The sequence below is a fragment of the Bacillus chungangensis genome (assembly GCF_030812995.1).
Lineage (GTDB): Bacteria > Bacillota > Bacilli > Bacillales > Bacillaceae_C > Bacillus_CF > Bacillus_CF chungangensis.
In genome coordinates this window covers 1-14,747 of record NZ_JAUSTT010000016.1, presented here as the reverse complement: position 1 = coordinate 14,747, position 14,747 = coordinate 1, and the positions used below count along the sequence as shown (strand labels likewise).

Annotated in this window: 11 protein-coding genes and 1 pseudogene; 9 read left to right on the top strand and 3 right to left on the bottom strand. The window is 37.0% G+C overall.

Annotated elements, in window-relative coordinates; all coding sequences use genetic code 11:
- Nucleotides 1-264: 264 nt before the first annotated feature.
- Nucleotides 265-1,845: a PucR family transcriptional regulator gene (locus J2S08_RS13375; RefSeq protein WP_307230309.1), complete on the top strand. Its 1,581-nt coding sequence runs from the start codon at nucleotides 265-267 to the stop codon at nucleotides 1,843-1,845.
- Nucleotides 1,846-2,004: 159 nt separating this feature from the next.
- Here the strand turns inward: J2S08_RS13375 and rpsD are convergent, their stop codons facing one another.
- Nucleotides 2,005-2,607, bottom strand: a complete 603-nt coding sequence (gene rpsD, locus J2S08_RS13370; RefSeq protein ID WP_307230307.1) for a 30S ribosomal protein S4 — start codon at nucleotides 2,605-2,607, stop codon at nucleotides 2,005-2,007.
- 145 nt (nucleotides 2,608-2,752) lie between these two features.
- Between rpsD and J2S08_RS13365 the strand changes: the two genes are divergently transcribed.
- Nucleotides 2,753-2,875, top strand: a complete 123-nt coding sequence (locus J2S08_RS13365) for a hypothetical protein (protein WP_307230305.1) — start codon at nucleotides 2,753-2,755, stop codon at nucleotides 2,873-2,875.
- Between the two features lie 14 nt (nucleotides 2,876-2,889).
- Here J2S08_RS13365 and J2S08_RS13360 read toward each other — a convergent pair whose 3' ends face one another.
- Nucleotides 2,890-3,381 carry a GAF domain-containing protein gene (locus J2S08_RS13360; protein ID WP_307230303.1) on the bottom strand — a complete coding sequence of 164 codons (492 nt, stop codon included), beginning with the start codon at nucleotides 3,379-3,381 and terminating at the stop codon, nucleotides 2,890-2,892.
- 219 nt (nucleotides 3,382-3,600) lie between these two features.
- On the opposite strand from J2S08_RS13360, the gene refZ reads away from it, so the two are divergent.
- The 3 genes and pseudogenes from refZ to J2S08_RS13345 all read left to right on the top strand — a co-directional run bounded on the left by refZ (nucleotide 3,601) and on the right by J2S08_RS13345 (nucleotide 7,957).
- Entirely contained in the window at nucleotides 3,601-4,224 is a 624-nt protein-coding gene (gene refZ, locus J2S08_RS13355; protein WP_307230301.1) for a forespore capture DNA-binding protein RefZ, read from the top strand.
- A 516-nt stretch (nucleotides 4,225-4,740) separates the two neighbouring features.
- Nucleotides 4,741-6,444, top strand: a complete 1,704-nt coding sequence (ezrA, locus tag J2S08_RS13350) for a septation ring formation regulator EzrA (protein WP_307230298.1) — start codon at nucleotides 4,741-4,743, stop codon at nucleotides 6,442-6,444.
- Between the two features lie 183 nt (nucleotides 6,445-6,627).
- Nucleotides 6,628-7,957 (top strand): annotated as a pseudogene (locus tag J2S08_RS13345) (IS3 family transposase).
- Nucleotides 7,958-8,105: 148 nt separating this feature from the next.
- On the opposite strand, the gene brnQ reads toward J2S08_RS13345, so the two are convergent.
- A complete protein-coding gene (gene brnQ / locus J2S08_RS13340; protein WP_307230296.1) occupies nucleotides 8,106-9,428 on the bottom strand; it encodes a branched-chain amino acid transport system II carrier protein in 1,323 nt (440 codons plus the stop codon).
- A gap of 328 nt (nucleotides 9,429-9,756) precedes the next feature.
- On the opposite strand from brnQ, the gene J2S08_RS13335 reads away from it, so the two are divergent.
- From J2S08_RS13335 to mbcS, 4 genes are all read left to right on the top strand, one after another.
- The gene (locus tag J2S08_RS13335) at nucleotides 9,757-10,908 is read left to right on the top strand and encodes a cysteine desulfurase family protein (protein WP_307230294.1); all 1,152 of its coding nucleotides are present in this window, start codon (nucleotides 9,757-9,759) and stop codon (nucleotides 10,906-10,908) included.
- Nucleotides 10,905-12,110, top strand: a complete 1,206-nt coding sequence (gene thiI / locus J2S08_RS13330; protein ID WP_307230292.1) for a tRNA uracil 4-sulfurtransferase ThiI — start codon at nucleotides 10,905-10,907, stop codon at nucleotides 12,108-12,110. The genes J2S08_RS13335 and thiI overlap by 4 nt, the downstream gene beginning before the upstream one ends.
- Before the next feature lie 131 nt (nucleotides 12,111-12,241).
- Nucleotides 12,242-12,442, top strand: a complete 201-nt coding sequence (locus J2S08_RS13325) for an alpha/beta-type small acid-soluble spore protein (RefSeq protein WP_307230290.1) — start codon at nucleotides 12,242-12,244, stop codon at nucleotides 12,440-12,442.
- A 587-nt stretch (nucleotides 12,443-13,029) separates the two neighbouring features.
- Complete coding sequence (gene mbcS, locus J2S08_RS13320; protein ID WP_307230288.1) at nucleotides 13,030-14,610, top strand: acyl-CoA synthetase MbcS; 1,581 nt, start codon at nucleotides 13,030-13,032, stop codon at nucleotides 14,608-14,610.
- The last annotated feature ends 137 nt before the right edge of the window (nucleotides 14,611-14,747 follow it).

The following is a 14,747-nucleotide window of genomic DNA, read 5'->3' as shown; positions in this document are numbered from 1 at the left end:
TCTTTAGCTGCATCGGATAAAGATTTACCTATTTTTTTATCCGACAAACGACTAATATGTGATAAAATTCACAATCATAGGCGCGAAAATTTGTGAAACTGAACTAGGAGTTTTTGGATATTTTTTCATTTTAAAAATAAAACGTTTGACGTATGAATAGATATTCAAATTTATCTAATCTAATAGGGGGGGAGTTACAAGGACGATGCACAACTAGTTAGCGAACACTTAAAGGTAATAAAGATACATGGAGGTTATACGATCGTGGAGTTAACGGTTAAAGATCTTTTAGACACAAATTTCATGAGAAATAGTCAGTTGCTTTCCGGAGAAATTGGAGTATCGAATCTTATCAAAAATATTTCAATCATGGAGAATCCGAATATTCAGGACTGGATAGAACCGCAATGTGCAATCATGACAAATTTGTTGCCGATTAAAGACTATTCTAGTGAAGCACAAAAACAATTTATTCAGCAAGCACATTGCAAGCAAGTAAGCTGTTTATTAGTTAAGCTTTCGATAGAAGAGATCCCTGAAACTATTAGGACAGGGTGTTCTACTTATCATATTCCACTTATTATCATTCCAAATGATGTCACTTATAATGAAATAACTTATCCAATCATGAAGCTTTTATTTGAACATGAGGCGTATATTTTACATTACTATAAAAATTTTTATGAATCCTTTATGAATATTACCCTTACTAAAAATCAGATGAAAAACATTATTCAATCTTTATCTGAATTCCTGTCTAATCCAATACTAATTACTGATCAACAACTGCATATGATACACTCGTTCTCAATACCAAAAGATTTCTCATTTAAACATTGCCATTTCACTGAATTGGTTTATATTGATGAGGATATTCTCGCTTTTCGAGATGTTGCCCAAGAAGCTCCGATTTTAAAAATCGTCATTGAATTATTTGATAAGCAGACGTTAAATATGTTTATCATTGAAAAAACTAGAAAGATCAATGAAATTGATAAAATTGCTATCAAAAGTGCAATAGCCTTTATTAAATTGGATTATATGAAACAGCAAGCGATTATGAAGGCGGAGCAGAAAAAACAAAATGAATTAATCGATGAACTATTTTTTCGCCAAAAAAATCAAGAGGAAATTCAGTTGATAGCAAATGCCCTTCATTTTCCTATTGATCTTCCATTCAGTGTTTTTATTCTTACTAGAGAAAAAGCAAGTACTTTTACAGCTTCACAATTAAACACACTGGAGTATCTTTTAGGATCAATTTTTTCAAAAACAATCCTTAGAAACTACACAGACAGCATCGTTTGTATTTGCTTTATTAAGAAAAAAGCTACTTCCGATGAGGTGAAAAATAAGCTCCGCTATGTACTGACGAATTTTCAACGAATATTTCAATCAAATGTAAAAATACATCTTTCCAGTATTTTTGTGAATATAAACGAGATCCAACTTGCCCATAAAGAAGCAAACAAGGTTTTAGAACTCTCTGCAATGATGGAGCAAACGGAACTCATTTCTTATGAAGATTTAGGCATATATCGACTTTTTTTAAAAATCAATGAAAACATGGATATCGAACAATTATTATCAAGTAAAGTCAAAGAGCTCATCCAGCATAAAAATATGGAAGATCTTTTACGAACTCTGCTCGTATTTTTAGATCATAAACAAAACTATTCAATAACTGCCAAACATTTATATTTACACTCAAAAACAGTTAAGTATCGAATAAACAAAATAATGGAGTTATTGCATATCGATTTAGATAAAGCAGATCAAGTATTGGAAACTCATATTTCCCTAAAAATTTGGTATTGCTATATTTTTAACTCAAAGAAAAAATGAGACGAAAAAAACTTTGGAACACGCTATAGAAGTGGCGGATTCATTATTACTTTTTAGTATTTATATGCTGAAATTATCGCTAGATTCAAAAAAACCCCTAAAAGTTGATTTGTATCAACCTTTAGGGGTTTGAATAAAGTAATTAATTGCTCGAATGGATTAACGTGAGTAGAACTCAACGATAAACGCTTCATTAATTTCTGCAGGTAGTTCTGAGCGTTCTGGCATGCGTACAAAAGTACCTTCTAATTTTTCAGCATCAAATGTGATATATTCAGGGATGAAGTTTGTTGCTTCAACCGCTTCTTTGATAATAGCAAAATTACGTGATTTTTCACGGACGCTAATTGTTTGGCCAGGTCGTAGTCGATAAGATGGAATGTCTACACGTTTTCCATCAACAAGAATATGACCATGGTTTACCAATTGGCGAGCTTGACGGCGAGTACGTGCCAAACCTAGACGATACACGATGTTATCTAGGCGGGATTCAAGAAGAATCATGAAGTTTTCACCATGTATACCTTGCATTTTACCAGCTTTTAAGTACGTGTTTTTAAATTGACGTTCGTTTAAACCGTACATATGGCGAAGCTTTTGTTTTTCTTGCAATTGCAGACCATATTCAGAAAGTTTTTTTCTTTGGTTTGGACCATGTTGTCCAGGCGCATATGGGCGTCTTTCTAATTCTTTTCCTGTACCGCTAAGAGAAATCCCGAGTCGACGGGAAAGTTTCCAGCTTGGACCAGTATAACGAGCCATGATTGACTCCTCCTTAAATGTTTTTATTTTGTAAAATAAAAACAGGTGTGCGACAAGCAATATGTGTATGTTGTTTTCATGCACCTTCGCCCTAGCAGCAGCGGGTTACACGATGCACCACGTATCAGCAATTGGAGGTGAATGTATGGATACAATCACTACTCCTGCAAAACGGGAACAATATACGTTCATACAGATGTACACAAAGGCTGCATTATTTTACACAACGATCATTATAAGATGCCAGCGTGTAAATGTCAATGTTTAAGATTCTATCGTCCTTTAACAATCTTCTTCTAGTCCATTCATTAACACTTTGACGAACACTTCCAGCATTTGTGCATCTGTATCATCAAATCGATTTTTGATAGGACTGTCAATATCTAAAACCCCGATTATTTTGTCCTCTTTCACCAATGGGATCACGATTTCCGATTGTGAAGCTGCATCACACGCAATATGGCCAGGAAATTGGTGAACATCTGCTACATTAATCGTTGTTCTTCTTAGGGCAGCTGTCCCACACACACCTTTTCCTATTGGGATGCGAACACATGCAGGAAGACCTTGAAAAGGACCAAGAATAAGTTCATCGCCATCTACTAAATAGAAGCCAACCCAATTCACTTGATCTAAAAAATAGGACAATAAGGCTGCCGCATTGCTTAGATTCGCAATCATATTCTTTTCGCCTTCAATTAAAGCGGACAATTGCTTTGCAACAAGCTGATAATTTTCTTTTTTCGTACCTGTATAAGCTTGAGATTGAAACAATTCTTTTCTCCTCCTTTTAATTATTCGCCAATAAATGCTAATTTTCGCAATAAAACAATAAAAGATGTCGATCGTTTTACAAAGGAATCGCTTAAACTATCAAGAATGTATTTAGTATAAAAAATTTTTCTGCATGTACGCTTTATTGAGCTTTTTTGTTTTGATATGTCGTTTCATTTCTTGCAAAAACGGATATTTAAGAAAAATAGGGAGGACATAATGATCACTAGTAAAAAACCAACGAAAGCGTTAATAATGGAGACTGCGATTCGCTTATTTCATACGCAAGGCTATAATGGAACATCAGTTAGAGATATCGCCAAAAAAGCAAATATTAATTTAGCAAATATTTCATACTATTTTAACGGAAAACATGGTTTGTTAGAAGCGTGTTTGATTACATTTTTTGAAGGATATGTAAAGTGTTTGGAGGAAGAAATCTCAATAGATGGTGAACAGAACCCTTCGCAATGCCTACTAAGGTCCTTAAATAAAATGTTAAGTTACCAGAGCGAAAATCATTATCTTTCACGGGTTGTCTGGAGAGAAGTATCAATGGATACACAGATTGTACGAGAGATCATCGCTTCTTATTTACGAAAAGAACGCTACTTGTTGAAAAAGGTAATAGAAGCGGGCATAAAGATGGGCGAATTTCGACCTTATCCAATTCCATACGTCATTATTCAATTAAAGAGTATGTTGACAATGCCATTTTTAAATAGCCAACATTTATGTGAGATATGGAACATATTTCCTAGAGAACATTATTTTGTGGAAAAATATTATACAATGTTAGAAAACTGGGTGGAATGTACATTGATGATCGAGCCGATTCATTAAAAAATGCTTAAACCTACTGTTATAGCGACGATATAGCAAACAGGTGAAGTTGGCGAATAATTCTTATTCAAAATGAAGTGACGAAAAAATGAAAATTACTGCTAGTAAATAAATGTTGACATGATGATCTGAAAACAGGTATTTGTTAAAGTTGCTGAAAAGCGCCCTGAGTGATACGCGACATTTATATGTCCAGCATGGATATCTACTATATGCATAAACGCAGAAATGTATAACGATTGTACGCTATTTCAAGGTTCTTAAAGGCGCATTCATTTATCCTTTACAAAAGCAGATTCATTTCATAATAGCAATCAAACATAGGGAATTAGTTGGGTTTCATATTTTTTCCTATCACAAAAATACAATATGATTTAAGAAACAGCAAAAAAAGTGAATTTTTTAGTCAAAATAAGTCATTTACATGGTATCATAAATACATCGGTAAAATTCTTATAAAAGTACATAGAATATGTGCATGTTTGAATGAAAGCAGGATGGAACAGGGGGCTTACGATGGAGTATGTCATCGCTGCAATAATACTAATTATGATTTTATTAGTTATTGGTATTTTTACGAGGAAAAAACATTATAAAGAAATAGATAAGCTGGAAGCAATGAAATTAGAACTGATGAATCGGCCCGTTTTGGATGAGTTGATGAAAGTAAAGGAACTTAATATGACAGGAGAGACAGAGGTTCTGTTTGAAGGTTGGCGGAAGGCGTGGGATGATATTATCGTTGAGAAGCTGCCTAATGTAGATGAACTGTTATTCGATGCAGAAGAATATACGGTTAAGTATCGTTTTAATAAAGCGAAGGCTACACAATTGCTCATTGCAAATGTTTTAGAGGAAATTAGCAAACAAATCGATGAAATCATGGAAGAATTACATGATTTAATTGGCAGTGAAGAGAAAAATAGAATCGAAATAGATGAACTCAAGACTACATTTCAAGAAATAAAAAAACATTTATTGTCCTATCGCCATCAATATGGTGCAGCGGCTGAACAGTTTGAAAAAGATCTGGAAACAGTTTTCGCTCTTTTTGATGATTTTGACGAATTAACATCTCAGGGCAACTATTTAAAAGCAAGAGAAATAGTGTTGTCATTACATAAAAGTGCACAAATACTTCAGGAAAAGTTGGATAAAATCCCTGAGCTTCTCACTGAATGCGAACATATTTTACCACATCTATGTACTGAAATCGAAGAAGGCTCTAAAGAAATGGAGCAGCTTGGTTTTCAACTGGATCATTTAAGCCTTGAAAAGGAGCTAGCCCAAGTAAGGAATAAAATTGATGCTTATATGGGAATTTTAGCAAAAGCAGAGATTGGAGAAGTAGAAGAGGGAATTCAAGAGATTAAGGAGGAAATAGATTTACTATATGACTTGCTGGAACAGGAAGTCCATTCCAAACATTATATTACAAAAAATAAGGAAGTCATTGAATCTAGATTAGCTGGTCTCAAGCTTGCAAATGCAGAAATTCAAACCGAAGCGCATTTTGTACAGAAAAGCTATCATTTATCTACAAAGGAAATGGAGATTCCTCCTAATATTGAAAAAGCCCTTTCACAATTATCAAAACGATTTGAAGTAGTTGCGATTAAAATTAAAGAAGACAAATCCGCATACTCATATTTAGGCGGGGAATTAAAAGAGATTGAAGAAACATTGATAAAAATGCAGGAAGAGCAAGTTAAGTTTTCTGAGCATCTACAGAATTTGCGCAAGGATGAAATCTTAGCACGGGAAGCAACAGCATCATTAAATCGACAGCTCATTGAAATTTCTCGTTTGATAGAAAAAAGCCATGTCCCTGGTCTTCCAAATGAGTATGAATCGCTGTTCCAGCTAGCTGAAGATCATGTTGAGGATTTGGTAAAAAGCTTAGAGGAAGTTCCGTTGAATATAAAGCAGGTACAGACACATTTACAGCAAGCACAAGATTCGGCGGAACACTTATATGTAAAAACAGAAGAATTAATTGAAAATATCATGTTGGTAGAAAAAGTGATTCAATATGGGAATCGATATCGGCGCAGCCATCATTCGGTTGCAGAAAGGTTAAATGCAGCAGAGCAGTCGTTCAGAAGCTATGACTATCGCCTAGCATTAGAACAGGCGGCGACGGCGGTTGAGGAAGTTGAACCTGGTGCTCTAAGCCGTATTGAAGCAATCGTCAATGAAGAGATGGAGAAGATAAAATAAAATTTCATTTATAGGGGTTTTTCATGCTTCCCTAAATAAGAAGCAGAACAAAGGTTAAATAAAGGAAAAAAGAACCGAATGCAAAAGTTAAACTGTACCCTATAAGATAGACACTTTAAAAAAAGTCTATCCTATAGGGTACTTTTGTTTATAATGAGAAAAAAGATGTTGGAGTAGAGTGAAATGACCAAAAGATATTTTACGAGAAAGGAACAAAAACAGCTCAAATGTAATCCGAATGTGCAAGCAGTTAGTGAGAAAGCAATCACATATACGGACGAATTTAAGCGTCATTTTATTGCGGAAAATGAAAAAGGTAAATTACCAAGAGAAATTTTTGAAACTGCTGGTTTAGATGTTGAATTAATTGGTATAAAACGAATCGAATCTTCAGGAAAACGTTGGCGAGCTGCTTATCGTAAAGCAGGTGTAGAAGGTTTACAAGATACACGTAAAACAAATTCAGGTAGACCTTCTGAACGCGAATTGACATTGGAAGAGAAATTGAAGCGATTAGAGGCGAAAAATCGATTACTTGAAGCAGAGAATGAACTGTTAAAAAAGCTCGATCTACTCGAAAGGCAGATGTTGAAGAAGAAATAAAAATCGCTACGGCACTAAAGTTTGAACTCATCCATCACACGATGAAAAGTATAAATTAAAGCGTTTAGTCAGCTATTTATGTGATGTGATGGGTGTATCTCGTTCTGGCTATTACAATTATTTTTTAGAAAAATCAGCACAGAAACGTGTGGCGCAAGAACAAGCAGATGAAGGGGTAAAGGAAATCATTTTAAAGGCGTATCATTTTCGGGGGCGCAAAAAAGGAGCACGTTAAATTAAAATGACGTTAGAAAATCAATACGGGATTACGTACAATCTGAAACGTATTCGCTGCATAATGAAAAAATATCAGATTATCTGCCCGATTCGAAAAGCGAATCCAGCTCGACGTATGGCAAAAGCGACAAAAGAACATCGTACATGTCCAAATGAATTACAACGCAATTTTAAACAAGGTGTGGCCGGGAAAGTGTTATTGTCGGATATCACCTATTTAACGTATGGAGGCAGTAAACGCGCTTATTTATCAACGATTAAGGACGCCGAAACGAATGAAATTTTAGCGTATGAAGTGTCGTCTTCGTTAAGTATCGACATTGCCCTTAATACGCTTCATCAATTGAAGAAACACCACCATTTAACAGAAGATGCTTTTATTCATTCGGATCAAGGATTTCATTATACCAATCCACAATTCCAAAAACTTGTGAAGAAAATGGGGTTAAGACAATCCATGTCACGTCGAGGAAACTGCTGGGACAATGCGCCACAAGAATCATTTTTTGGGCATTTTAAAGATGAAACAAATATCGAGGAATGTGAAACGTTAGAAGAAGTCAAACGAGAAATTAAGAGTTATATGATGTATTACAACCATTATCGAGGGCAATGGCATTTGAAAAAGCTGGCGCCTGCAAAGTACAGACAGCAGCTTCAACAAGTTGTCTAGCTTTTTTAAAATGTCCTATACAAAGGGTACAGTTTAAGTGGTGCTTCGGCTCTTTTTTGTTTTTCCTATAAAATGTTTGATCGCACTAAGAAAGAGCGGCAGCAAGGATGTCGCGTCATGTAATGAGAGCTTTCTAAACTGGTTCACTTTATTTTCTGAAAATAAAGTCAAGGATCAAGCCGATTATTCCGCCGATTATCGCAGGAAGCAGCCAGCCAATTTTCTCATCAAAAAGTGGAAGCAAGGAGAAAATATCCGTTACAAGTGAGATATCTATTTTTGTTTTGCTAAGCCCGTCCACAATACTAATGATTCCTGTTGGAATTAATGCCCCTGCGTAAACAGAACGCTTCCCTTTAAAGATTGGATCAAGAAAAGAGAGCAGGATAAGCACAATGCTTAGTGGATAAATCATCATTAAAACAGGCAATGAAATGGCGATTAGTTCTGTTAACCCTACATTTGCTATCATCATGCTAAAAAGAGACAGTACAATAACAAAGGCGCGATAAGATATCGGTTTAACAAGCTTCGAAAAATAAGTTGCACAGGCGGAAACGAGTCCAATAGAAGTTGTCAAACAAGCAAACGTTATCGTTAGGCCGAGAATGATTGCTCCAAGTGAGCCATATAAATGTGCGACTGACGCTGATAAAATAGCTCCGCCATTTTCTTTTAAACCGATCGCTTCTGTACTTGTTGCCCCAATAAATGCAAGTGATAAATAAACAGCGACTAAACCTGCTGCTGCAATGAGTCCAGCATAGACACATGTTTTTATTTGTTGTTTTACATCGATAATGCCTTTTTCACGGATTGAATAAATAATGACAATTCCAAATACTAATGCAGCAATCGTATCCATTGTTAAATAACCGTCGATAAATCCTTTGAAAAATGGGAAATCTACATATGCTTTAGTTGGTTCCTGTAAGCTTCCCATTGGTGTTAAAAAGTTTTTCGATACTAATAAAGCTAGAACAATAATTAGTATCGGTGTAAGGATCTTGCCAATACGATCAACAAGTTTAGAAGGATTGAGTGCTAGCAAAGCAGTTAAGGAAAAAAAGATAACAGTATAAATAATAAGAGGCCAGCTGTTATTTTGGATATTTTCAGAAAGAAAAGGGATGATGCCAATCTCGTAAGCAACAGTTCCTGTTCTCGGAATTCCAAAGAATGGTCCAATCGCCAAAAACATTGTAACCGAAAAGATAAGGCCAAATACTGGATGAACGCGGCTGGCTAAAGTTTGCAAATCGCCTCCACTTCTAGCGACAGCAATCACAGCGAGCAGCGGCAGGCCAACCCCTGTGACAAGAAAACCAAAGATAGCAATCCAAACATTCGTACCAGCTTGCTGCCCAAGCAACGGAGGGAATATTAAATTACCTGCGCCAAAAAATAGGGCAAAGAGCATTAAACCAATAACAAATATTTCTTTTGCAGAAACGTTTTGTTTTTTTAGCATAAAATCACCTTTCTACTTGCAAAGCTTATATAAACATTGGTATCGTACCATAGGAAGATGCAAAAATGTTGGATGTGTAAATAATCAAAAAAGTCTAACAACATTTTGCTGGCAGGTGCAATAAGAATGTTTAAATAAATGCATTGTTATTTAAGAACATTCCCATTCTACCTTAAGACTTGAAAAATTCATAGCACTTTTTTATAAGTGTTAGAAAAAATTCTTATAAAGATGAAGAACGTACTGGAAACTTGTAAAAAAGCTAGTTGCAGATCATTCAACTTGTGATAAGATTTAACATTGACGAGGTGGAAATGAAGGTGTTAATATGATTTATTTTGATAACAGTGCTACTACGAAGCCATTTAAGGAAGTATTGCAGACGTTTGTACAAGTTGCAGATCATTATTATGGAAATCCATCGTCCCTGCATGGCTTTGGCGGCAAGGTTGAACAGCTTGTCTCCCAAGCTAGGAAGCAAATTGCTGACTTATTAAACGTGAAAGCGAAAGAAATTTACTTTACTTCTGGTGGGACAGAAAGCAACAACTTAGCAATAAAAGGGGCAGCGGTCCATCACCAGTCGCGAGGGAAGCATCTCATTACAACGAGTATTGAACACGCATCAGTCATTGCAACATGCAAGCAGCTGCAAGAGCATGGCTTTAAGATTACCTATGTACCGGTTAATCAGAAAGGGCAAATAAACGTTGATGATGTGATGGCAGCAATCACGGAGGAAACAATCCTTGTATCGATGATGCATGTAAATAACGAAATTGGAACGATTCAACCAATTAAAGTAGTTGGCCAAATGCTCCAGAAATATCCAAAAATCCTTTTTCATGTCGATCACGTGCAAGGCTGTGGAAAGGTTCCTCTTCATTTTCAGGAAGCACATATAGATCTTTGTTCTATATCTGCCCATAAATTCCATGGTTTGAAAGGAAATGGCATCCTTTATATAAGAGAAGGACTGCGTTTGGCACCGCTTTTATCCGGCGGAAGCCAAGAGTCAAATGTGCGCAGCGGCACTGAAAATACAGCAGGAATTGTGGCAATGGCAAAAGCATTGCGGATGATAGAGGAAAAAAGGCAAACAAAGATGAGCAGTATAATGGAGATTAGGAATTATTTATGGAATACGCTTCAAGAGATCCCAACTCTTCAAATGCATACACCTTTCTCCCATGCAGCCCCACATATTATAAACTTTTCATTGACAGGTTTTCGTGGGGAAGTGATTGTTCATGCCTTGGAGGAAAAGGGCATTTTCATTTCTACAACGAGTGCTTGCTCCTCGAAACAAAAAATTGCGAGTGGCACTTTGAAGGCGATGGGGCTTCCAAATGATGAAGTTCTTGGAGCTGTTCGGGTAAGTCTTTCCTATGAAAACACATTGGAGGAAGCAGAAATCTTTGTGGCAGCCTTGCGAGAAGTAATAGCAGAACTTGAAAAAACAATGAGGCGATCAAAATGAAATACGATAGAATTTTAGTGCGTTATGGAGAATTATCATTAAAAAGAAAAAACCGAAAAAAATTTGTTGGCAAATTAACCAAAAATGTCCGCGACGCTTTAGAGGCATTTCCAAGCGTTAAAATTCATGCAGATCGTGAACGCATGTTTATCCATTTACACGGAGAAGAGAGTGCTCCTATTGTAGAGTGCTTAAAAAATATATTTGGTATTCAATCGATTAGTCCAGTAGTAAAAGTGGACAAAGATATTGATGAAATCCAAAAAGCTTCCTTGCAATTGGTTCAACAATTTCATCAGGCTGGCGGATCTTTTAAAGTGGTTACAAAACGCTCTGATAAAAGCTTTTCACTTGATACGAACGGTGTTAACCATGCTGTTGGCGGCTATATTTTGAAACATATAGACACGATTCACGTTAATGTAAAACGACCAGACATTAAACTATTAGTGGAAATTCGCCATGAGGGTGTGTTCCTTTCTTGTGAAACGATACAAGGAGCGGGAGGGCTTCCTGTTGGCTCATCTGGAAAAGCGATGTTAATGCTATCAGGCGGCATTGATAGTCCAGTTGCTGGTTATTTAACAATGAAACGTGGTGTGGAACTGGAAGTTGTTCATTTCCATAGTCCGCCATTTACGAGCGAACGTGCAAAGCAAAAAGTAATTGATTTGGCACGTCAGCTTTCTTTCTACAATGGAAAAATGACTGTTCACCTTGTTCCATTTACAAAAATTCAAGAAACCATTCATCAGCGGATTCCAAGCGGATATACGATGACATCAACGAGAAGAATGATGCTGATCCTAGCAGATCGAATTCGTGCCCAGCATCATGGACTAGCAATTGCGACGGGAGAGAACTTAGGGCAAGTAGCAAGCCAAACATTGGAGAGTCTTGAAGCGATAAACGATGTAACGACAACGCCAATTTTACGTCCGCTTATTTCAATGGATAAAAATGAAATTATTGCTATTTCTCAAAAAATCAATACGTATGACATTTCGATTCTTCCTTATGAAGATTGCTGTACGATTTTCACCCCTCCTGCGCCTAAAACGAAGCCAAAAAAAGAGAAAATTAAAGCATATGAAAGTTCAATCGATTTTGAAGCATTGCTTGAAGAAGCTTTGCAATCAACACAAACGATGACGGTTCATATAAATGAAACCGCGATAGATGAGTTCGCGGATTTACTATAAGGGAGACTGGATTATTTCGGGCAATCATTGTTGTTGCAAGTACTAATAAAAGCGGCACTACTGCCATATTTTTTGTGGCATGAAGGCATTTGTTTTCACACACGCTAATTGTTACAGGGAGGTGAAAACAAATGCCTAACAGAAGCTCAAATAAGTTAGTAGTCCCTGGTGTGGAACAATACCTTGATCAAGTAAAGTATGAAATTGCCCAAGAGTTTGGGGTTCAGCTTGGCTCTGATACAACTTCTAGAGCAAATGGCTCAGTTGGTGGAGAAATGACGAAACGGCTCGTCCAAACAGCGCAGCAGCAGCTTAGTGGATTAAAACGATAAAGTGCCAGTTCTACAACATCATAAAATATGGCTACAAGAAGCAGGTTTTGACCTGCTTCTTTTTTATCCCACATCTAACTGGCAGTAATACCCCCCACCTCGGGGAGTAAGAGGAATCAGAAGCGCTAGGTGGGGGATAACTGAAAGTCAAATGTCCGATTGGTTCGGGCCGACAGGATAAGGAAAGTTTCTTGAATCAGCATCGCACGAAGAAAAAGTGCTCTTCTTTTTCGAGGATGTCGGTCACAAAGGCGTTGCAACAGGACGTTGCGACCTTAGCCTTTGTTCTACTTCTTATCAGTGGGGGATAAGAGAAAACCCCCACTGATGGAAGTTTCACTTTATCAAAAAACACCCCGATGACCTACTGCGGTAATATTTAATGGAACGAATCATAGCATTAACCCTCGCACTACTCCTTATTAAGACGGAACAGATATTGTTTTCTGAAAAAATAATCTTGACATAACAATTAAATTATTCTTACTATTAGAATAGATAATGATGATTGATTGTCTTAGAAGGTGAAACCTTCCAACGTCATACTGAAGTATCATATGGCAAATGAAAAAAGAGGGGGAAGGACTATGAAGCGAGAGGATTTATTGGCTCCAGAGCAATATAATATAATGGAGGAAATAGAAAAATACGCAAATGATCCACAGAAAAAAGCTTTAATTTGGGAAAATGACAAAGGCGATACGCAGGAAATCACCTATGCGCAATTAATTCGCCATGCGAATCAGATCGCAAATGTGCTTATGCAAATGGGATTGAAAAAAGGGGATACGATTTTAATTATGATGCCGCGCTTGATAGAAGCGTATCAAGTATATATTGCTGCTTTAAAAGCAGGCATGGTTGTCATTCCGAGTGCACCGCTGCTAAGAGCTAATGATTTAACGTATCGTATGTCGCACGGCGATGTAAAATGTGTTGTTTGCTATGCTCCTTATCTCAGTCAATTTGAACATGCAGCCGTATCAGGAGATGTAATAAAATTTGTATTTGGCGAAGCGAGAAAAGGCTGGCATGATCTTGACGCACTCATGTCCGAACAATCAACGCAATTCTCCATGTGTCAAACATCTAAAGATGATACGGCATTTTTATCCTATACGTCTGGCACAACAGGAAATCCAAAAGGCGTTGTCCATACACATGGCTGGGGCTATGCACATTTACGGGCAGCAGCACCGAACTGGCTCTCCATCAGAGAGAATGACGTTGTCTGGGCAACTGCAGGGCCTGGTTGGCAAAAATGGATTTGGAGTCCATTTTTATCTGTACTAGGATCTGGTGCCACGGGATTTGTTTATGACGGCAAATTTGAACCGACAATCTATTTACGGCTTTTAGAACAACATCAGGTTAATGTCCTTTGCTGTACACCGACGGAATATCGCTTAATGGCGAAAGTAGATAATCTTCACCAATATGAATTAACAGCTTTACATAGTGCAGTTTCTGCAGGAGAACCATTGAATCGTGAGGTGATCGATACCTTTCAAAAATATTTTCAAATAGCAGTTCGGGATGGGTATGGCCAAACAGAAAATACACTTCTTGTTGGGATTACAAAAGATATGGATTTGAAGCCAGGTTCGATGGGAAAACCAATACCAGGAAACAAGGTAGAAATCATTGATGAATATGGAAACGCTTGCAAAATTGGAGAAGTAGGTGATATTGCTGTTCATATTGAGACGCCTGCCCTATTCAAATCATATTACAAAGATCCGGAACGGACAGCAATGCAGTTTAGGAATCAATACTATATTACTGGCGATAAAGCAAAACGAGATAAAGAAGGCTATTTTTGGTTTGAAGGACGCGGCGATGATATTATCATTAGTTCAGGCTATACAATCGGTCCTTTTGAAGTGGAAGATGCACTTGTCAAGCATCCATATGTCAAGGAATGTGCTGTTATTGCTAGTCCAGATGAGATACGGGGCAGCATTGTTAAGGCATATATCGTCTTAAAAGAGGGAGTAAATGAGGAACAAGATGATCTTGTTGAAATGCTGCAAAATCATGTAAAAGAACAAACTGCACCGTACAAATATCCGCGGAAAATCGAATTCATTGAAGAACTTCCGAAAACCGCTTCTGGTAAAATTAGAAGAGTTGCCTTGCGAGAAAAAGAATTGCAACAGAAGGTATAATAGCGTTTAAAAAAACCGTCTGTATTGACAGACGGTTTTTCGTGTGCGACGGGCAGTCGCACCTTGTGTAGCTTTGCTACACAAATGAATTGTTAAAGGTTGGAATACGTTACCTAGGTAAAAACGATTCCCGAATC